Annotated in this window: 18 protein-coding genes; 15 read left to right on the top strand and 3 right to left on the bottom strand. The window is 60.4% G+C overall.

All coding sequences use genetic code 11. The annotated features are described in order from the left end of the window. Nucleotides 1-113 precede the first annotated feature (113 nt). A complete protein-coding gene (locus TX23_RS26115; protein ID WP_057704657.1) occupies nt 114-1,112 on the bottom strand; it encodes an AraC family transcriptional regulator in 999 nt (332 codons plus the stop codon). Between the two features lie 338 nt (nt 1,113-1,450). Between TX23_RS26115 and TX23_RS26110 the strand changes: the two genes are divergently transcribed. The 3 genes from TX23_RS26110 (at nt 1,451) to TX23_RS26100 (ending at nt 4,494) form a co-directional block, all read left to right on the top strand. Then, nucleotides 1,451-2,782 carry a dicarboxylate/amino acid:cation symporter gene (locus tag TX23_RS26110; RefSeq protein ID WP_003189258.1) on the top strand — a complete coding sequence of 444 codons (1,332 nt, stop codon included), beginning with the start codon at nt 1,451-1,453 and terminating at the stop codon, nt 2,780-2,782. 141 nt (nt 2,783-2,923) lie between these two features. Beyond that, nucleotides 2,924-3,910 (top strand): XdhC family protein, encoded by a 987-nt coding sequence (locus tag TX23_RS26105; protein WP_057704656.1) that lies wholly within the window; start codon nt 2,924-2,926, stop codon nt 3,908-3,910. Continuing rightward, nucleotides 3,907-4,494: a nucleotidyltransferase family protein gene (locus tag TX23_RS26100; RefSeq protein ID WP_057704655.1), complete on the top strand. Its 588-nt coding sequence runs from the start codon at nt 3,907-3,909 to the stop codon at nt 4,492-4,494. The genes TX23_RS26105 and TX23_RS26100 overlap by 4 nt, the downstream gene beginning before the upstream one ends. A gap of 94 nt (nt 4,495-4,588) precedes the next feature. Here TX23_RS26100 and rne read toward each other — a convergent pair whose 3' ends face one another. Further along, nucleotides 4,589-7,753, bottom strand: a complete 3,165-nt coding sequence (gene rne, locus TX23_RS26095; protein ID WP_209445929.1) for a ribonuclease E — start codon at nt 7,751-7,753, stop codon at nt 4,589-4,591. A gap of 757 nt (nt 7,754-8,510) precedes the next feature. On the opposite strand from rne, the gene rluC reads away from it, so the two are divergent. From rluC to TX23_RS26080, 3 genes are read left to right on the top strand one after another with little or no spacing between them, the layout of a single operon-like run. Then, complete coding sequence (gene rluC / locus TX23_RS26090) at nt 8,511-9,470, top strand: 23S rRNA pseudouridine(955/2504/2580) synthase RluC (RefSeq protein WP_057704653.1); 960 nt, start codon at nt 8,511-8,513, stop codon at nt 9,468-9,470. Next, nucleotides 9,457-10,119 (top strand): HAD-IA family hydrolase, encoded by a 663-nt coding sequence (locus TX23_RS26085; protein ID WP_057704652.1) that lies wholly within the window; start codon nt 9,457-9,459, stop codon nt 10,117-10,119. The genes rluC and TX23_RS26085 overlap by 14 nt, the downstream gene beginning before the upstream one ends. A 21-nt stretch (nt 10,120-10,140) precedes the next feature. Continuing rightward, nucleotides 10,141-11,124, top strand: a complete 984-nt coding sequence (locus TX23_RS26080) for a S49 family peptidase (RefSeq protein ID WP_057704651.1) — start codon at nt 10,141-10,143, stop codon at nt 11,122-11,124. A gap of 128 nt (nt 11,125-11,252) precedes the next feature. Here TX23_RS26080 and TX23_RS26075 read toward each other — a convergent pair whose 3' ends face one another. Beyond that, the gene (locus TX23_RS26075) at nt 11,253-11,831 is read right to left on the bottom strand and encodes a Maf family protein (RefSeq protein WP_057704650.1); all 579 of its coding nucleotides are present in this window, start codon (nt 11,829-11,831) and stop codon (nt 11,253-11,255) included. A gap of 105 nt (nt 11,832-11,936) precedes the next feature. Here TX23_RS26075 and TX23_RS26070 point away from each other — a divergent pair, with 105 nt between their 5' ends. The 9 genes from TX23_RS26070 (at nt 11,937) to mltG (ending at nt 19,250) form a co-directional block, all read left to right on the top strand. Continuing rightward, nucleotides 11,937-12,467 (top strand): YceD family protein, encoded by a 531-nt coding sequence (locus tag TX23_RS26070; RefSeq protein ID WP_005790551.1) that lies wholly within the window; start codon nt 11,937-11,939, stop codon nt 12,465-12,467. Between the two features lie 13 nt (nt 12,468-12,480). Next, nucleotides 12,481-12,663 carry a 50S ribosomal protein L32 gene (gene rpmF / locus TX23_RS26065; protein WP_003179396.1) on the top strand — a complete coding sequence of 61 codons (183 nt, stop codon included), beginning with the start codon at nt 12,481-12,483 and terminating at the stop codon, nt 12,661-12,663. A gap of 4 nt (nt 12,664-12,667) precedes the next feature. Next, complete coding sequence (gene plsX, locus TX23_RS26060) at nt 12,668-13,678, top strand: phosphate acyltransferase PlsX (RefSeq protein WP_082629720.1); 1,011 nt, start codon at nt 12,668-12,670, stop codon at nt 13,676-13,678. Nucleotides 13,679-13,804: 126 nt separating this feature from the next. Continuing rightward, nucleotides 13,805-14,743 (top strand): ACP S-malonyltransferase, encoded by a 939-nt coding sequence (gene fabD / locus TX23_RS26055; RefSeq protein ID WP_057704649.1) that lies wholly within the window; start codon nt 13,805-13,807, stop codon nt 14,741-14,743. Between the two features lie 24 nt (nt 14,744-14,767). Then, complete coding sequence (gene fabG / locus TX23_RS26050; protein ID WP_057704648.1) at nt 14,768-15,511, top strand: 3-oxoacyl-ACP reductase FabG; 744 nt, start codon at nt 14,768-14,770, stop codon at nt 15,509-15,511. Between the two features lie 191 nt (nt 15,512-15,702). Then, entirely contained in the window at nt 15,703-15,939 is a 237-nt protein-coding gene (acpP, locus tag TX23_RS26045) for an acyl carrier protein (RefSeq protein WP_007987170.1), read from the top strand. A 128-nt stretch (nt 15,940-16,067) separates the two neighbouring features. Continuing rightward, nucleotides 16,068-17,312, top strand: coding sequence for a beta-ketoacyl-ACP synthase II (gene fabF / locus TX23_RS26040; RefSeq protein ID WP_057704647.1), 1,245 nt, complete (start codon nt 16,068-16,070; stop codon nt 17,310-17,312). Beyond that, nucleotides 17,312-18,127 (top strand): aminodeoxychorismate lyase, encoded by an 816-nt coding sequence (gene pabC, locus TX23_RS26035; protein WP_057704646.1) that lies wholly within the window; start codon nt 17,312-17,314, stop codon nt 18,125-18,127. The genes fabF and pabC overlap by 1 nt, the downstream gene beginning before the upstream one ends. Before the next feature lies 1 nt (nt 18,128). After that, on the top strand, nt 18,129-19,250 hold the full coding sequence (gene mltG, locus TX23_RS26030) for an endolytic transglycosylase MltG (protein WP_057704645.1): 1,122 nt from the start codon (nt 18,129-18,131) through the stop codon (nt 19,248-19,250). Nucleotides 19,251-19,265 lie beyond the last annotated feature (15 nt).

The raw sequence follows: 19,265 nt of genomic DNA, 5'->3' as shown, positions 1-19,265 counted from the left end.
TCGCAGGCAAGCCAGCTCCCACATTTGAATGTATTCACACATCCAATTGTATAAACCCGATCAACTGTGGGAGCTGGCTTGCCTGCGATGAGGCCCTCCCAGCCAATACACCTCTAACTCTCCTGTGCTCTGTAGGCCCCCGGCGTCAACCCCGTCCACTTCTTGAACGCCCGATGAAACGCCGACGGTTCGGAGAACCCCAACTGTTCGGCAATTTCCTGCAAGGACAAATCCGCCCGCCCCAGGTGATAGATGGCGATGTCGCGCCGTAACTCATCCTTAAGTGCCTGAAAACTGCTGCCTTCTTCGCGCAGGTGCCGGCGCAGGGTTTGTGGGCTGATGTGCAAATGCTGGGCGACCGCTTCCAGGTCTGGCCAGGGTGTGCGGTCGCGACTGAGCAAACGCCGCAACTGGCTGCTCAGGCTGTCGCCTTCATCGGGCCGGGACAGCAAGTCGGCCGGGGAGCGCTGCAAAAAGTGTTTGAGGGTGCGTTCATCCTGCAACAGCGGCAGGCTCAGGTAGCGGCTGGGGAACACCAGGCTGCTGGTCGGTGCACCGAACACCTGCGGGCAGGGGAACAGCAGGTCGTATTCACCGGCATGGGCCGGCATCGGGTAACTGAAGGTGGCCTGTTGCAGCCGGATTCGCTGGCCGATCAACCAACTGCCCAGGCGATGCCAGATCACCAGCAGACATTCACTGAGAAAGTGATCCGGGTCCCATAGCTGTGAGTCATCCAGGCTCAGCCGCGCCATGTCGCCTTCTTTCGTCAGCTGCCAGCGCGGGCCCTGTGGGAATAAGCTATAAAACAGTAAGCCGCGTTCCAGAGCCTTCTCCAGGGTGCGGCAGTGGATCAGGGCGTGGCACATCATTGCGAAGGTGCCGCGTTTGCTCGGGCCTTCGGCGAACCCCAGGTATTCGTCATCCAGCCCCAACCAAAGCATTTGCAACAAGCGCGTAAATTGCTCCGGAGCGATACGGGCGCGGGGTTCGGTCAGCAGTTCGGGGGTGATGCCTACCTGCTGCAACAGCCCCGAGTAGTCGTAACCCATGCGACGCGCGCCGCCGAGAGCGGCTCGGGCGTAGTGACTGGCGATGGTACGTTCACGCATGAAAGGGCCTCATCCATGGAGTGGCGGATGGTAGTCAGCCCCCGGCGCGACGGCAAGGCGGATATCCGCCAAATTGTAGGACGAGATGGGATGAGTGGGCGGAAATCCGCCACCTTGCTCTACGCCTCAAGCGCGTCAATCCACGCCAAGCCCTGATGTCCAAGGGCCTTCACGGTGTTTAAGCAAAGTGGCACGCTGTTTGCGATAAGGATTACAGCGCAGGTTTGTTCCTACAGGCTTCGCAAACAACAAATCCCTCCAGTGCAGGAGGGTTCGCAATTCAAGTGTCGTGGGCAATGGCGGATATTTGCCACACGGGACGATTGAGGAACTTTGCAATGACGACTCGTCAGCCAATTTACAAATCCCTGTATTTCCAGGTGATCGTTGCAATCGTTATCGGTATTTTGCTCGGCCACTTCTACCCGCAGACCGGCGTGGCCCTCAAGCCACTGGGTGACGGCTTTATCAAGCTGATCAAAATGGTCATCGCCCCGATCATCTTCTGCACCGTTGTCAGCGGTATCGCTGGCATGCAAAGCATGAAATCGGTCGGCAAAACCGGTGGCTACGCGCTGCTGTACTTCGAAATCGTGTCCACCATCGCCTTGCTGATCGGCCTGGTCGTGGTCAACGTCGTGCAACCGGGCGCCGGCATGCACATCGACGTCGCCACCCTGGACGCTTCCAAAGTGGCGGCCTACGTCACTGCCGGTAAAGACCAGAGCATCGTCGGCTTTATCCTCAACGTCATCCCGAACACCATCGTCGGCGCCTTCGCCAACGGCGACATTCTGCAAGTGCTGATGTTCTCGGTGATCTTCGGTTTCGCCCTGCACCGGCTGGGTGCCTACGGCAAGCCGGTGCTGGACTTCATCGATCGCTTCGCCCACGTGATGTTCAACATCATCAACATGATCATGAAGCTGGCGCCAATTGGTGCCCTGGGCGCCATGGCGTTCACCATCGGTGCCTACGGTGTGGGTTCGCTGGTGCAACTGGGCCAGTTGATGATCTGCTTCTACATCACCTGCATCCTGTTCGTGGTGCTGGTGCTGGGTGCAATTTGCCGCGCTCACGGTTTCAGCGTGTTGAAACTGATCCGCTATATCCGTGAAGAGCTGCTGATCGTACTGGGTACTTCGTCTTCCGAATCCGCACTGCCGCGTATGCTGATCAAGATGGAGCGCCTGGGTGCGAAGAAGTCCGTCGTCGGCCTGGTGATCCCAACCGGTTACTCCTTCAACCTTGACGGTACGTCGATCTACCTGACCATGGCCGCCGTGTTCATCGCTCAGGCGACCGACACCCACATGGACATCACCCACCAGATCACCCTGCTGCTGGTGCTGCTGCTGTCCTCCAAAGGCGCAGCCGGTGTGACGGGTTCGGGCTTTATCGTCCTGGCTGCCACCCTGTCGGCTGTCGGCCACCTGCCGGTTGCCGGCCTGGCGCTGATCCTGGGTATCGACCGCTTCATGTCCGAAGCCCGTGCCCTGACCAACCTGGTGGGTAACGCCGTTGCCACCATCGTCGTGGCCAAGTGGGTCAAGGAGCTGGACACCGACAAGCTGCAAAGCGAGTTGGCATCCGGTGGTACCGGTATCTCCGAAACCCGCGAGCTCGATGACCTGGGTGTGGCCGAAGGCCCTGCTCCTGTGGTCAAGTAAGCCGCTGATGGCGTGATCTGACGCTTAGGCAATCGACAAACGCCCCGACTGGTTCGGGGCGTTTGCGTTTGTGCGCGGCCACTTTTTGATTATTTTGCTTTACAGTAAACGACGATTTTTCAACGCTGGCAGGAAGGTTTGATGGACAGTGTGGATTTGAATGTCCTGCGTAGCGTCCTGGAATGGCGCCGCGCCGGGCAGCGCGTGGTGTTGTACAGCGTGGTACAGACCTGGGGCAGCGCGCCGCGTCCTCCCGGGGCGATGCTGGCCTTGCGTGGCGACGGGGTGGTCATTGGTTCCGTGTCCGGAGGCTGCATCGAAGATGACTTGATCGCACGCCTGCAAGACGGGCGGCTGGCGGACGATGGGCCACCGGTGCGACTGGTGACCTACGGCGTCACCCGCGACGAAGCGGCCCGTTTTGGCTTGCCATGTGGCGGCACACTGCGCCTGACCGAAGAACGAGTAGATGACTGGGCCTGGGTCGAGCAACTGCTGGCGCGCTGTGAAGACCATCAGGTCGTCGCGCGTGAGTTGGAGCTGGCCACGGGGGCGGTAACCCTGAGCGCCGCGAGCAAAACCGATGTGGTGAGCTTCGACGGCGAGCGCCTGCGCGCCATTTATGGTCCGCGCTGGCGACTGCTGCTGATCGGTGCCGGGCAGCTGTCGCGCTACGTCGCCGAAATGGCGCGTTTACTGGATTTCGAAGTGCTGATCTGCGACCCCCGCGAAGAGTTCGTCTACGGCTGGGAAGAGCAACACGGCCGCTTTGTGCCGGGTATGCCCGACGAGGCCGTGTTGAACATCCACACCGATGAGCGCACCGCCATCGTGTGCCTGACCCACGATCCGCGTTTGGATGATATGGCACTGCTGACGGCGCTGAACTCCACTGCGTTCTACATCGGCGCCCTGGGGTCGCGGGTCAATACCCAGAAGCGCCGCGAGAACCTGGCGGCGCTGGGCTTGTCGGCAGATGCGATTGCGCGCTTGCACGGGCCGATTGGTTTGCATATCGGCAGCCATACACCGGCGGAGATTGCCCTGTCGTTGATGGCGGAAATTGTCGCGATCAAGAACGGCGTGGCACCGATGCAGAAAAAGCCCCTGGCGGTAGCGGCGCAGTGACCGTCACGGCGATTGTGCTGGCAGCAGGGCAGGGCAGTCGTTTTCGCGCCGAAGCCGGGGCTGATCAAGACAAGTTACTGGCCGCTTGCACGGGGTTGGATGGTGTGACGCGAGCGGTTATCGAGCAGGTGCTGGTTAACCTGCCCGCAACGCTGGCTGAACGCTGGGTCGTGACCTCACCGGAGCGCCTTGAGGTGGTTCGGTTAGCTCAAGCGCACGGTTGCAAGGTCCTGCTGTTGGAATCGGCCGGCATGGGCGACAGCATTGCCGCAGCCGTTGCGGCCAGCGCCTCGGCGGATGGCTGGCTGGTGGTGCTGGGTGATATGCCGTTTATTCGATCCGCGACGATCGAGCGTCTGCTGGCCGATCCAGGAGGCATCACTGTGCCGGTGCACGCCGGGCAGTATGGGCATCCAGTGGCTTTCGGTCGTGTATGTGGGCCTGCATTGATGGCGTTGACCGGGGACCGTGGCGCGAAGCCTTTGTTTGCACAAGCCCAGGTGCGGAGCGTGCAGGTGGATGATCCTGGGGTGCTATGGGATGTGGATGTGCCGCAACGGTTGAGTTTCAGCGTCGAGCGCTAATACCTCCCGCACTTGTACAGCCGTGTGTTCGAATCTTTTGCAAAAAAAAGCCCCGCCTGATTGCTCAGGCGGGGCTTTTTAGTGGCGGATGGAATCAGACGAGGGGTTTAGGCTCTTCTTCCACGGCCTTGTGCTCTACCGCTTGGGCAGCCGCTGCGGCAGCTGCTTCGGCTTCCTTGCGACGACGACGCACTTCGCGCGGGTCGTTCGGCGCACGGCCATTTTCGGTAAGGGCACTGGCAGGCGCAGCTTCAACCACTGGGGCGGCCACTTCGGCAACCACCGGGGCTTCAACTTCAACCACAGGTGCAGGCTCCACAACCGGCGTCGGCTTAACCACTGGGGCTGGCTCGGCGACGACTTCGGCAACCGGTGCCGGCGCTTCTTCTACCACTGGGGCAGGTGCTGGCGCTTCAACCGGTGCAGCCGGTTCGGCAGTCCACTGGAAGGCGGTCTGTTCTTCACGAACTTCGCGAACTTCACGCACGGCCGGGGATGCTTCTTCGACCACCGGAGCTTCTACGGTCGCTTCTACTACTGGCTGAGGCTCAACTACCGGAGCCGGTTCAACGGCAACCACTTCGGTTTCTGGCTGTGCATCGCGAACCGGGGCAACTTCCACTTCCGGAACCACTGGGGCTTCGACAGGGGTTGTGGCTTCAACGACTGGCGCTTCAACAGCCGGCGCTTCAACCACTGGGGCCTGGGCTTCGGGGGCTTCTACGACAGCAGTTTCTTCGACGGCGGCGGTAGCACGCTCGGCTTGCTCGTGGGCCTGGGCTTCAGCAGGTGCGCTGATGACCGAGCTGGCGACGGCTGCGGTAACGGCCAAGCCAGCAGCCAGTTCGGCGCCTGTTGGTTCATTGTTGGCAGCTTCTGCGTTTTCGCCGGTTTCTTCCGAACCTTCGATCACGTTGCCGTTGGCGTCACGCTGACGCTCACGACGGTTGCTGCGACGACGCTGGCCACGGGAGCGGCGGCGTGGACGATCGCCTTCGGCGTTGTCCTGGCCGTCTTCCTGCAACTGCTCTTCGCCGGTCAGTACTTCTTCTTCGCTGGCGGCAGCGGCTTGCTCGGCGCGTGGTTGACGCTCTTCACGCGGCGGGCGCGGTTGGCGCTCTTCGCGTGGTGCGCGTTCTTCACGCGGCTGGCGGGCCGGGCGTTCTTCGGTGGTTGCGGCAGCGGCAGCAGCCACAGCGGGTGCTGCATCCAGCGGTTCGCGCAGTTCACGCACGCGCTCTTCACGCTCGCCACGTGGCTTGCGGTCTTCACGTGGAGCGCGTGGGGTACGTGGTGCGCGCTCTTCACGCGGTGCACGTTCTTCACGGGCTACGGCCGGGGTGTCTTCACGGGCTTCGCGAGGCGCACGCTCTTCACGGGGGGCGCGATCTTCACGCGGTGCACGTTCTTCGCGAGGCTTGCGTTCTTCGTCACGGCGACCGTTGCGGTTACGGCTCTGCTGGCGACCGTTGCGACGCTCTTCGTTGCGCGCCGGGCGCTCGGTGGCAGGTTTTTCAACCACGACCGGGGCAGCAGGCTCTTCCTTGGTGGCGAACAGGCTGACCAGCGACTTCACCAGGCCCTTGAACAGGCTTGGCTCAGGCAGGGCGGCCGGTGCGGCAACCGGGGCAGCGGCTTCGGTTGGTACCGGTGCGTTGGCGCGGGCCGGCGCAGTTTTCACGGCGGCTTCCTGGCGAACCAGGGTGCGGGTCGCGGCGGCTGGCTGGACTTCTTCCACTTCGGCCGCGGCAGCAGCGATTTCATAGCTGGACTGCCCGCTATGGGCTTCCGGGCTGTCGTCACGCAGGCGCTGGACTTCGAAGTGCGGCGTTTCGAGGTGATCGTTCGGCAGGATGACGATACGGGCACGGGTGCGCAGTTCGATTTTGGTGATCGAGTTGCGTTTTTCGTTGAGCAGGAAGGCGGCAACCGGAATCGGCACTTGGGCGCGAACTTCGGCGGTGCGGTCTTTCAGGGCTTCTTCTTCGATCAGGCGCAGGATCGCCAGGGACAGCGATTCAACGTCACGGATGATGCCGGTGCCGTTGCAACGCGGGCAGACGATGCCGCTGCTCTCGCCCAGGGATGGACGCAGACGCTGACGGGACATTTCCAACAGGCCGAAGCGCGAGATACGGCCCACTTGTACGCGGGCGCGGTCGGCTTCCAGGCACTCGCGGACTTTTTCTTCCACGGCGCGCTGGTTCTTGGCAGGGGTCATGTCGATGAAGTCGATCACGATCAGGCCGCCGATGTCGCGCAGACGCAGTTGGCGGGCGATCTCTTCAGCCGCTTCCAGGTTGGTCTGCAGGGCGGTTTCTTCGATGTCGCTGCCTTTGGTCGCACGCGCCGAGTTGATGTCGATGGACACCAGGGCTTCGGTCGGGTCGATCACGATGGAGCCGCCGGAAGGCAGTTCGACCACGCGCTGGAAGGCGGTCTCGATCTGGCTTTCGATCTGGAAACGGTTGAACAGCGGAACGCTGTCTTCGTACAGCTTGATCTTGCTGGCGTACTGCGGCATTACCTGGCGGATGAAGGTCAGGGCTTCGTCCTGAGCTTCAACGCTGTCGATCAGCACTTCGCCGATGTCCTGGCGCAGGTAATCGCGGATGGCGCGGATGATTACGTTGCTTTCCTGGTAGATCAGGAACGGCGCGGAACGATCCAGGGACGCTTCTTTGATAGCGGTCCACAGCTGCAGCAGGTAGTCGAGGTCCCACTGCATTTCTTCGCTGCTGCGGCCAAGGCCTGCCGTGCGAACGATCAGGCCCATGTCGGCCGGTGCGATCAGGCCGTTCAGCGCTTCACGCAGTTCGTTGCGCTCTTCGCCCTCGATGCGACGGGAAATACCGCCGGCACGCGGGTTGTTCGGCATCAGTACGAGGTAACGACCGGCGAGGCTGATGAAGGTGGTCAGGGCTGCGCCCTTGTTGCCACGTTCTTCTTTCTCGACCTGGACGATGACTTCCTGGCCTTCGCTCAGGACGTCCTTGATGTTTACGCGGCCTTCAGGGGCTTTCTTGAAGTACTCGCGGGAGATTTCTTTGAGGGGCAGGAAGCCGTGGCGCTCGGAGCCGAAATCGACAAAGGCAGCCTCAAGGCTTGGTTCGATGCGAGTAATACGGCCTTTATAGATGTTGGCCTTCTTTTGCTCGCGTGCACCGGATTCGATGTCCAGGTCGTAGAGGCGTTGGCCATCTACCAGTGCAACACGCAACTCTTCGGGTTGAGTTGCGTTAATCAGCATTCTTTTCATGTTGTACCGTCGGTTTCCGGGCTGCCGGAAACGGCGTTCGGCACACACGACTTCTCACGGTCGGTGTCAGGTGCGTCAAGAGTGGTTGGCCACTCCAGTGTCCAGCAAAATCGGCCAATTGGGCCGGTATCGCGACGGACGCGTCCTGCTCGTTAGCGGTGGTGACAAAGGCACCACTTCAACAAAAGCTAAGGTCAGGAGGAGGAATCAACCGGCGACTGTGGACGAGATGAAGCGTCTGAAACAAGCCTAGTGCTACACAGTCCGACGGTTGTGCATCTCCACCCTACACGTATCCCTGATAATTCGGGTGCTGCCGCGCGCAGAATCCGCAGCGGGTTGGCATTTACCGTGGGCTCCAATGGGGAGTCCACGCTCATGGCTAAACAAGACTAGGTGTGGGCGACTGCGCTCTCACTCAGCTCTTAACAGGCGTTGTTTCCGAAGCATTCGCCATGGTCTGGCTCAAGACTGACTGCACTTTGTGAACTGGCCGTAAATATCGGCGCAAAACGCGAGTATTCACTCTGCTTTTTGCACTCGCTTCAGGCCTCATGTCACCTGCGCTTGTTACAATCCCGAGCCTTCCAAGGTGGCGAAAGCCCCGTAGGACGGCCTCGCGTCCTGATGAATTGCGATGGTCAGGGCCGGCAATTTGCCGCATGTCCTCTGTCCAGGCCGCTTTTGGCGGCGTTCGCGACTATAGCAGCAATGATTAAGTGCTTCAATTCCATAAAAAATTGTTATCATCGCGGCCATGACGACTACCACCCCCCCGACCCCCAGCGTCCAGCTGCTTGAGGTCTCGCCGGAATATGCCGGCCAACGCATCGATAATTTTCTCCTGGCCCGGCTCAAAGGCGTGCCCAAGACCTTGATTTACCGCATTTTGCGTAAAGGCGAAGTGCGCGTAAACAAGGGGCGGATCAAGCCTGAGTACAAGTTGCAGGCGGGCGATATTGTCCGTGTGCCGCCCGTGCGCGTGCCTGAGCGTGACGAGCCTGTGCCCTTGGCCCAGGGGCTGTTGCAACGCCTGGAAGCGTCGATCGTCTTCGAAGACAACAAGCTGATCGTGATCAACAAGCCATGCGGCATTGCGGTTCACGGCGGCAGTGGCCTGAACTTCGGTGTAATCGAAGCCTTTCGCCAGTTGCGCCCGGATGCCAAGGAACTGGAGCTGGTCCATCGCCTGGACCGTGATACCTCCGGCCTGTTAATGATCGCCAAGAAGCGCAGCATGTTGCGCCACCTGCACACCGCCCTGCGTGGCGACGGTGTGGACAAGCGCTACATGGCGCTGGTGCGTGGTAACTGGGCCAGCTCGATCAAGAGCGTTCGCGCGCCGCTGCAAAAGAGCAACCTGCGCTCCGGCGAGCGCATGGTCGAAGTGGACGAGGAGGGCAAAGAAGCCCTAACCCTGTTCAAGGTACTGCGCCGCTTCGGCGACTTCGCCACCCTGGTTGAGGCCAAGCCGGTTACCGGTCGTACCCACCAGATTCGTGTGCACACTCTGCACGCCGGGCACTGCATTGCCGGTGACACCAAGTACGGCGACGAGGGGTTCTCCAAGGAGATCCGCGATTTGGGCGGCAAGCGCCTGTTCCTGCACGCCTACATGCTCACCGTGCCACTGCCAGATGGTGGCGAATTGAAACTGCAGGCGCCGGTCGATGAGATGTGGGCCAAGACCGTGGAGCGCTTGAGTGTCGCACCTTGACTACAAATTGCTGATCTTCGATTGGGATGGGACGCTGTGCGATTCCATTGGTCGGATTGTCGAGTCGATGCATATGGCCTCGACTCGCTCAGGGTTTGAGTTGTGCAGCGACCTGGCGGTCAAGGGCATTATCGGCCTGGGCTTGCCTGAAGCGATCCGCACGCTTTACCCGCAAATCGCCGACGATGAACTTATAGCGTTCCGCGAGCACTATGCCGATCACTACATCGCGCTGGAGGCCGAGCCCTCGCCATTGTTCGACGGTGTGGTGCAGTCGCTGGCGGCTTTGCGTGCCGAGGGTTATCAGTTGGCGGTCGCCACCGGCAAGGCCCGTCGCGGGCTGGATCGGGTGCTCAAGGCGCATGGCTGGCAGGACTATTTCGATATCACCCGTGCAGCCGATGAAACCGCCAGCAAACCCCACCCTCTGATGCTGGAGCAGATCCTGGCGCATTGCGACGTGTCGCCGCGCCAGGCATTGATGGTGGGTGACGCGTCTTTCGACTTGATGATGGCGCGCAATGCGGGCATGGACAGCGTGGCGGTCAGCTACGGTGCCCAGGCCGCCGAGGCGTTGCAGCAATACGAGCCGAGGCTGACGATTGATCGTTTTTCTGAACTGCAGGCCTGGCTCAGCCGGGCCCAATAAGTCTTTGCTGGGGTTGATGGCATGAGTGACGAGTGGAAAGCGCCCGAAAAGGCCGAGAGCAGTGATGGTAAAAGCTGGAAGCTGTTGGAGAAGACCCTCCTGGCCAGCGTCCAGGAGCAGCGTCGTTCGCGGCGCTGGGGGATTTTTTTCAAGCTGCTGACCTTTGTTTACCTGCTTGGGATGCTGGCGCTGTTCAGTCCGTTGATGGACATGGAAAAAAGCGCCGCCCGTGGTACCCACTACACCGCCCTGATCGAGGTGCGCGGCGTGATTGCCGACAAGGAGCCCGCGAGCGCCGACAATATCGTCAGCAGCCTGCGCGCTGCATTCGAAGACCCCAAGGTCAAGGGCGTGATCCTGCGTATCAACAGCCCGGGCGGCAGCCCTGTGCAGTCGGGTTATGTATATGACGAGATTCGTCGCCTGCGCGGGCTGCATCCGGATACCAAGCTTTATGCGGTGATCTCCGACCTGGGGGCTTCGGGCGCCTATTACATCGCCAGTGCCGCCGACCAGATTTACGCGGACAAGGCCAGCCTGGTGGGTTCCATTGGTGTGACGGCGGCCGGGTACGGTTTTGTCGGCGCCATGGAGAAGCTCGGGGTCGAGCGTCGCACCTACACCTCGGGTGAGCATAAGTCGTTCCTTGATCCTTTCCAGCCGCAGAAGGCGGATGAAACCGCGTTCTGGCAGGGCGTGCTCGATACAACCCATCGCCAGTTCATCGCCAGCGTCAAGCAGGGTCGTGGTGAACGGTTGAAGGATAAGGACCATCCGGAGCTGTTCTCCGGGTTGGTGTGGTCGGGCGAGCAAGCATTGCCGCTGGGCTTGATTGACGGCCTGGGCAGCGCCAGTTCGGTGGCGCGGGATGTGATTGGCGAGAAGGAGTTGGTGGATTTTACGGTTGAAGAATCGCCGTTCGATCGCTTCTCCAAGAAGCTTGGTGCCAGCGTCGCTGAGAAGCTTGCGCTTTACATGGGCTTCCAGGGCCCGACCCTGCGCTGATCTCAAGTCAGGTGTGATCAAAATGTGGGAGGGGGCTTGCCCCCGATAGCAGTGCATCAGTCACCTTATTTGTGGCTGGTACACTTATATCGGGGGCAAGCCCCCTCCACATTTGGGTTGTGGTGTTTCTAGGGAACGTGCACGTCTTCATTCAGTAGCATATCCACCAGCCTGATGAGTGGCAGTCCTACCAGGCTTGTGGCATCCGGCCCTTCTGTGCTCTGGAACAGGCTGACGCCCAGTCCCTCGGCCTTGAAGCTGCCCGCGCAATCGTAAGGCTCTTCGATCCGCAGGTAGCGCTCGATGCGTTCTGCATCCAGCTGGCGCATATGCACGGTAAACGGCACGCAGTCCACCTGGCAGCGCCCCGTCTCGCTGTTGAACAGTGCCAGGCCAGTGAGGAAGCTCACGCGCTTGCCGCTGGCAGCCAGTAATTGCTCGCGGGCATTTTCGAAGGTGTGAGGCTTGCCGATGATCCGGCCTTCCAGCGCAGCGACCTGATCGGAACCAATAATCAAATGACCAGGATGGCTGGCGGCAAGGGCGCGGGCCTTCTGTTCTGCCAGGCGCTTGACCAGTTCAATGGCTGACTCGTCCGGGCGGTGGCTTTCGTCGATGTCCGGCGAACTGCAGATGAACGGCAGGTGCAGGCGGCTCAGTAATTCCCGGCGATAAACCGAGCTGGACGCGAGTAATAAAGGCAGCATATACGTCTCCTCAAGGCAGTCGCCGATTCTAGCGACGTGACCGGCTGACGCACAGGGCTGAATTTCCTTTGACATGGCCGGGTGCATCCCTATAATGCTGCGCCTATGTTGAATGACCCGATTCCACCTCACGTTGACCCGCGCAAATTGGCTGATCGTGGCACCACCCTTCAAGGTGAAGTGCTGCTGGCCGATTTGGAGAGACTCTGCGACCCGCTTTCCGACACTGTCGGTACGGTGCAGGCTAAATTCGTTTTTGAACGAGATGAACGTAAGTCTGTGGTAATCCACAGTTTTATCGACACCGAAGTCAAAATGGTTTGCCAGCGTTGTCTTGAGCTGGTCACCCTGCCGATCCACAGCGAATGCAGTTATGCTGTGGTGAAAGAGGGTGCGAATACCCAGTCGTTGCCGAAAGGTTATGACGTGCTGGAACTGGGCGAAGATCCATTGGATCTGCATGCACTGATCGAGGAGGAGCTTTTGCTCGCCTTGCCCATTGTGCCTGCTCATCATCCGGAAGAATGCCAGCAGCCGGAGGGTCTCGATGACGAGGCCGAGCCGAGCGAGGACGAGGTAACGCGGTCCAACCCGTTCAGTGTATTGGCGCAGTTAAAGCGTGACCCAAACGTTTAGGAGTTAATCAATTATGGCTGTTCAGCAGAACAAAAAATCCCGCTCCGCCCGTGACATGCGCCGTTCGCACGACGCTCTCGAGGCTAGCACCCTGTCCGTGGAAAAGACCACTGGTGAAGTTCACCTGCGTCACCACGTATCGCCAGAAGGCGTATACCGTGGCCGTAAAGTGATCGACAAGGGCGCTGACGAGTAATCACTTGTCTGCCCAAGTCATCGCGATTGACGCAATGGGCGGGGACTTCGGTCCCCGCAGCATTGTTCAGGCTTGCATTGCCAGCCTGTCTGCTACGCCCTCGCTGCACCTGACCCTCGTCGGTCAACCTACCCTTCTTGAAGAACTGATTGCCAGCCATCCGGCGGTGGATCGCGCGCGCCTGACCATTACGCCAGCCAGCGAAACCATCAGCATGGACGAAAAGCCGGCCGCAGCCTTGCGTGGCAAGCCCGACTCTTCAATGCGAGTGGCCCTTGAGCTGTTGCGTGATGGCAAGGTGCAAGCCTGTGTCAGTGCCGGCAATACGGGGGCGTTGATGGCCTTGTCGCGGCATGTGCTCAAGACCTTGCCGGGTATTGACCGGCCGGCGATGGTGGCGGCAATTCCGACGCAGAAGGGCTATTGCCAGTTGCTGGACCTGGGCGCCAATGTCGATTGCAGTGCCGAGCACCTGTTGCAGTTTGCCGTGATGGGCTCGGTGGCCGCCGAAGCGCTGGGCGTTGCCCGGCCCAGGGTGGCCCTGCTGAATATCGGCACCGAGGAGATCAAGGGCAACCAGCAGGTCAAGCTGGCCGCCAGCTTGTTGCAAGGCGCGCCAGGCTTGAACTACATCGGTTTTGTCGAAGGTGACGGCTTGTACCGTGGCGAAGCCGACGTGGTGGTGTGTGACGGGTTTGTCGGCAACATCCTGCTCAAGTCCAGCGAAGGCTTGGCAACCATGATTGCCGCGCGTATCGAGGCGTTGTTCAAGCGCAACCTGGTATCGCGCATGGTCGGTGCCCTGGCGCTGCCATTGATGCGCCGCTTGCAGGCCGACCTGGCACCGGCACGGCACAACGGGGCAAGCTTTCTTGGCTTGCAGGGCATTGTGGTTAAAAGCCACGGCTCGGCCGGTGTACAGGGGTTTCAAAGTGCGATTGCGCGGGCGTTAATCGAGATTCAGGAAAACCTGCCGCAACGCTTGCACGGCCGTCTTGAGGATCTGTTGCCTTAGGCGAATTGGCCCGGGAGTGCTTAAATGTGACCGGCCAGTTCAATTGACCATCCAATCTGTCAGTTTCGTGCGCTCCCGCCATTGGAGTGCGCATTTTTGACGACCAGATCATTAGGGGCTTGTTACATGTCTACATCCCTCGCATTCGTCTTTCCAGGGCAGGGTTCGCAGTCCCTCGGCATGTTGGCCGAGCTGGGCGCGCAATACCCGCTGATTCTGGACACTTTCAAGGAAGCTTCCGAGGCCCTGGGTTACGACCTGTGGGCGCTGACCCAGCAAGGGCCGGAAGAGCAACTCAATCAAACCGATAAAACCCAGCCGGCCATCCTGACTGCTTCGATCGCCCTGTGGCGTTTGTGGTTGGCAGAAGGCGGGGCGCGTCCAGCTTTTGTCGCCGGGCACAGCCTGGGCGAATACAGCGCCCTGGTAGCGGCGGGCAGCCTGACCCTGGGTGAAGCGGTCAAGCTGGTCGAGCGTCGTGGTCAGCTGATGCAAGAAGCCGTTCCGGCAGGGCAGGGCGGCATGGCCGCGATCCTGGGCCTGGACGACGCGGTGGTCATCGAGGCCTGCGCCGAAGCGGCGCAAGGCGAAGTGGTCAGCGCGGTAAACTTCAACTCCCCGGGCCAGGTAGTGATCGCCGGCGCCAAGGCCGCGGTAGAGCGTGCCATCGAAGGCTGCAAGGCCCGTGGTGCCAAGCGTGCGTTACCGTTGCCGGTGAGCGTGCCGTCCCACTGCGAGCTGATGCGCCCGGCTGCCGAGCGTTTTGCCGAGTCCATCGCCGCCATCAACTGGCAGGCGCCGCAGATCCCGCTGGTGCAGAACGTCAGCGCGGCCGTGGCCGCCGACCTCGACACCCTCAAGCGCGACCTGCTGGAGCAACTGTACAAGCCGGTACGCTGGGTTGAATCGGTCCAGACCCTGGCCGCCAATGGTGCCACTGAACTGGTCGAGTGCGGCCCGGGCAAAGTCCTGGCAGGCTTGAACAAGCGCTGCGCCGACGGTGTGTCCACCGCCAACCTCAATACCCCTGAAGCCTTCGCTGCCGCTCGTGCGGCACTGGCCTGAATCCCGTACTTAGGAGAAGCCTGCATGAGTCTGCAAGGTAAAGTTGCACTGGTTACCGGCGCTAGCCGTGGCATTGGTCAGGCCATCGCTTTGGAGTTGGGGCGTCAGGGCGCCGTTGTGATCGGCACCGCCACTTCCGCCTCGGGCGCCGAGCGTATCGCCGCGACCCTGAAGGAAAACGGCGTGCAGGGCACCGGCCTTGAGCTGAATGTGACCAGCGATGAGTCCGTGGCTGGCGTACTGGCCGAGATCACTGCACAGTTCGGTGCACCGGCAATTCTGGTGAACAACGCCGGTATCACCCGTGACAACCTGATGATGCGCATGAAAGACGACGAGTGGTACGACGTGGTCGATACCAACCTGAACAGTCTGTTCCGCCTGTCCAAGGGTGTTTTGCGCGGCATGACCAAGGCGCGTTGGGGCCGAATTATCAATATTGGCTCCGTAGTGGGTGCCATGGGCAACGCAGGCCAAGTAAACTACGCTTCCGCCAAGGCCGGTCTGGAAGGTTTCAGCCGAGCACTGGCACGTGAAGTCGGTTCGCGGTCGATTACGGTCAACTCGGTGGCCCCAGGGTTCATCGACACCGATATGACCCGTGAACTGCCGGAAGCACAGCGTGAAGCGTTGCTGACGCAGATTCCGCTGGGCCGTCTGGGCCAGGCTCAAGAGATCGCGAATGTGGTCACTTTCCTGGCATCCGACGGTGCGGCATACGTGACTGGGGCTACAATCCCGGTGAACGGCGGGATGTACATGAGTTAAATTGTGACGGATCGCTTCAAAAAAATGTCATACGAGCTGTCTAAAATCCGTTATAAAGCTGCAACTTAATTTATAGGCAGGTGGCCGACCGGGTACAGGGTGAAGCTTTCAGTTGAAAAGCTGAAATGGCTTTCTATACACTTACCCACTGGCCAGCTGCCTGAATTTGTCCATTAGGAGTTAAACAAGGTATGAGCACCATCGAAGAGCGCGTCAAGAAAATCGTTGCCGAGCAACTGGGCGTTAAGGAAGAAGAAGTGGTCAACACTGCTTCCTTCGTAGAAGACTTGGGTGCCGATTCCCTTGACACCGTTGAGCTGGTGATGGCTCTGGAAGAGGAATTCGAGACCGAAATCCCGGACGAAGAAGCTGAAAAAATCACTACTGTTCAAGCTGCCATCGACTACGTTACTGCCCACCAGGCGTAATAGTTTGTAGTCGTCGCTTGCTGTCAGGGAAAAACCGCACTGCTGTAACGGCGTGCGGTTTTTTCTTTAAGCACTGATGAAAAGTAAGCTGCGAATCGAAGTGTCGTCATTAGAAAAAGGAGAGTGCTGTGTCGCGTAGACGCGTCGTAGTCACCGGTATGGGTATGTTGTCGCCACTGGGTACGGATGTGCCGAGCAGTTGGCAGGGCATTCTGGCTGGCCGCAGTGGTATTGGTCTGATCGAACACACGGACCTTTCTGCCTATTCCACCCGTTTTGGCGGCTCGGTAAAGGGTTTCAATGTCGAGGAATATCTCTCGATCAAAGAGTCCCGCAAGCTCGACCTGTTCATTCAATACGGCCTGGCAGCCGGTTTTCAGGCAGTGCGCAACGCCGGCCTGGAAGTTACCGACGCCAACCGTGACCGCATCGGCGTGGCCATGGGTTCGGGTATTGGCGGTTTGACCAATATCGAAGAAACCAGCCGCACGCTGCACGATTCCGGCCCCCGTCGAATTTCACCATTCTTCGTACCGGGCTCGATCATCAATATGATTTCCGGCTTCCTGTCTATCCATCTGGGTGCACAAGGGCCTAACTACGCCATCGCAACGGCGTGCACCACCGGCACCCACTGCATCGGCATGGCGGCGCGCAACATCGCCTATGACGAAGCCGATGTGATGATTGCCGGTGGCGCTGAAATGGCCGCCTGCGGCTTGGGCATGGGTGGCTTTGGTGCTTCCCGTGCGCTGTCGACCCGCAATGACGAGCCGACCCGGGCCAGCCGTCCGTGGGACAAGGGCCGTGATGGCTTCGTGCTGTCTGACGGTGCCGGTGCCCTGGTGCTGGAAGAGTTGGAGCACGCCAAGGCGCGTGGCGCCACCATCTACGCCGAGTTGATCGGCTTTGGCATGAGCGGTGATGCCTATCACATGACGTCGCCACCGTCCGACGGTGCCGGTGCTGCGCGCTGCATCACCAATGCGCTGCGTGATGCGAAGGTCAATCCCGACCAGGTGCAGTACATCAATGCTCATGGTACTTCGACGCCGACCGGTGACCTGGCGGAAGCCGAAGCCATCAAGTCGGTGTTCGGTGAACATGCCTACAAGCTGGCGGTCAGTTCCACCAAGTCCATGACCGGCCACCTGTTGGGTGCGGCGGGCGCGGTCGAGGCGATCTTCAGTGTGATGGCGATCAAGGATCAGGTCGCTCCGCCAACCATCAACCTTGATGAGCCGGACGAAGGCTGCGACCTGAACTTCGTGCCGCACGAAGCGCAACCGATGCCGATCGACGTGGCGATCTCCAACTCGTTCGGGTTTGGTGGCACCAACGGCTCCCTGGTGTTCCGCCGGTTCGCCGAGTGATGCACAGCTGGGTCGACGGTCAGCCAGCGGACAGCGTGCCCCTGAAAGATCGTGGCCTGGCGTATGGCGATGGGGTGTTCGAGACCATTGCCGTCAAGGCCGGGCAGCCGTTGCTGCTCGACCGTCACCTGCAACGCCTGCAAGAGGGTTGCAGGCGCTTGGCACTGGTGGCGGATCACGGGTTGATTCGCAACGAAGTGCTCGATTTTGCCGCCGCCCTGGGTGACGGTGTCCTCAAGCTGATCCTCACCCGTGGCGATAGCCTGCGCGGTTATGGCATCAACCCTGGCGCTCCGGTGCGTCGTATCTTGCAGGGCAGTGCGCCCACGGTTTACCCGCCCGCTCATGCCAGCGAAGGCATCCGTCTGTTCCCCTGTACCACGCGTTTGGCTGAGCAGCCGCTGCTGGCCGGTCTCAAACACCTCAACCGTCTGGAGCAAGTGATTGCCCGTGCCGAGTGGCAAGACACCGACCATGCCGAAGGCTTGATGCTGGATATGTCCGGGCGGGTCATCGAAGGCGTGTTCAGCAACCTGTTCCTGGTGCGCAACGGCTTGTTACTAACCGCTGATCTGAGCCGTTGCGGCGTGGCCGGGGTGATGCGCGCCGAGGTGCTGGCTCAGGCGCAAGCGCTGGGCGTCCCGGTGGCCGTGGCCGACATCAATATTGAGCAGTTGCAGCAAGCCGATGAAGTCTTCGTCTGCAACAGCGTATATGGCATTTGGCCGGTGCGTGGGTGTGCTGCGATGAGCTGGCCGGTTGGGCCGCTCACCCGTAAACTGCAGGGCATTGTTCGCGCGCTATTGGATATTTGAGTTGATACGAAAATTAATGTTACTGCTGCAGATCAGCCTGGTCTCGGCAGCGTTGCTTGTGGGCTTTTCTGCCTGGAAACTCGACTCTGCCCTCAAGCAGCCTCTGAAGCTGCCCCAGGAGCAATTGCTCGACGTACCGGCTGGCGCTACGCCGACGGGGACATTCAATCGTCTGGAAGCCGACGGCGTGCTCGACGATGCATTCTGGTTGCGTCTGTACTGGCGCTTCAACCTGGAAGGCCAGCCACTGCACAGCGGCGAGTACCGCATGACACCCGGCCTCACTGCCGAAGGCTTGATCGGCCTGTGGCAACGTGGGGAAGTGGTGCAGTACAGCCTGACCCTGGTGGAGGGCTGGAATTTTCGCCAGGTGCGTACCGCCCTGGCCAAGCATGAAAAGATCGTGCAGACCCTTCCTGGCCTGACTGACAGCGAAGTGATGGACAAGCTTGGCCATTCGGGGGAGTTTCCCGAAGGGCGTTTCTTCCCTGACACCTATCGTTTTGTACGCGGCATGACTGACGTCGAATTCCTCAAAAAAGCCTACAACCGCCTGGACGATGTGCTCGCCCAGGAGTGGAGCAAGCGTGCCGACGATGCGCCGTACAGCGACCCTTATCAGGCACTGATCATGGCGTCTCTGGTGGAAAAGGAAACCGGCGTGCCGCAAGAGCGTGGGCAGATTGCCGGTGTGTTCGTGCGTCGCCTGAAGATCGGCATGATGCTGCAGACTGATCCCACGGTGATCTACGGCCTGGGTGAGCGCTACAACGGCAAGTTGACTCGCGCCCACCTCAAGGAAGCCAACCCCTACAACACCTACATGATCGCCGGCCTGCCGCCCACGCCTATTGCGATGGTCGGTCGTGAGGCGATCCATGCGGCGCTGAACCCGGTGCCGGGCAGCAGCCTGTATTTTGTCGCCCGTGGCGATGGCAGCCATATTTTCTCGGATAACCTGGATGCCCATAATGCCGCCGTGCGTGAGTTCCAGCTCAAGCGGCGTGGCGATTACCGCTCCAGCCCGGCACCGGTGGTCAAACCGCAGGAAGATGCAACTGCACCCGCCGAGGCACCGATTGAGCCCGCGCCGGACACCTCCGCGCCGCAAAGCCCGCAATGACTCTGACTAAGGACT

The organism is Pseudomonas paralactis, assembly GCF_001439735.1.
Classification (GTDB): Bacteria; Pseudomonadota; Gammaproteobacteria; order Pseudomonadales; family Pseudomonadaceae; genus Aquipseudomonas; species Aquipseudomonas paralactis.
Note: the sequence above shows the minus strand (reverse complement) of the source record. Positions and strands in the feature narration are given on the sequence as shown.

Coding starts and splice junctions, on each gene's coding strand:
- rluC (WP_057704653.1), top strand. CDS start 8,511: ATGACGACTACCACCCCCCCGACCCCCAGCGTCCAGCTGCTTGAGGTC.
- pabC (WP_057704646.1), top strand. CDS start 17,312: ATGCACAGCTGGGTCGACGGTCAGCCAGCGGACAGCGTGCCCCTGAAA.
- TX23_RS26080 (WP_057704651.1), top strand. CDS start 10,141: ATGAGTGACGAGTGGAAAGCGCCCGAAAAGGCCGAGAGCAGTGATGGT.
- rpmF (WP_003179396.1), top strand. CDS start 12,481: ATGGCTGTTCAGCAGAACAAAAAATCCCGCTCCGCCCGTGACATGCGC.
- TX23_RS26115 (WP_057704657.1), bottom strand. CDS start 1,112: ATGCGTGAACGTACCATCGCCAGTCACTACGCCCGAGCCGCTCTCGGC.
- acpP (WP_007987170.1), top strand. CDS start 15,703: ATGAGCACCATCGAAGAGCGCGTCAAGAAAATCGTTGCCGAGCAACTG.
- fabD (WP_057704649.1), top strand. CDS start 13,805: ATGTCTACATCCCTCGCATTCGTCTTTCCAGGGCAGGGTTCGCAGTCC.
- TX23_RS26075 (WP_057704650.1), bottom strand. CDS start 11,831: ATGCTGCCTTTATTACTCGCGTCCAGCTCGGTTTATCGCCGGGAATTA.
- fabG (WP_057704648.1), top strand. CDS start 14,768: ATGAGTCTGCAAGGTAAAGTTGCACTGGTTACCGGCGCTAGCCGTGGC.
- TX23_RS26105 (WP_057704656.1), top strand. CDS start 2,924: ATGGACAGTGTGGATTTGAATGTCCTGCGTAGCGTCCTGGAATGGCGC.
- TX23_RS26070 (WP_005790551.1), top strand. CDS start 11,937: ATGTTGAATGACCCGATTCCACCTCACGTTGACCCGCGCAAATTGGCT.
- TX23_RS26110 (WP_003189258.1), top strand. CDS start 1,451: ATGACGACTCGTCAGCCAATTTACAAATCCCTGTATTTCCAGGTGATC.
- rne (WP_209445929.1), bottom strand. CDS start 7,753: ATGAAAAGAATGCTGATTAACGCAACTCAACCCGAAGAGTTGCGTGTT.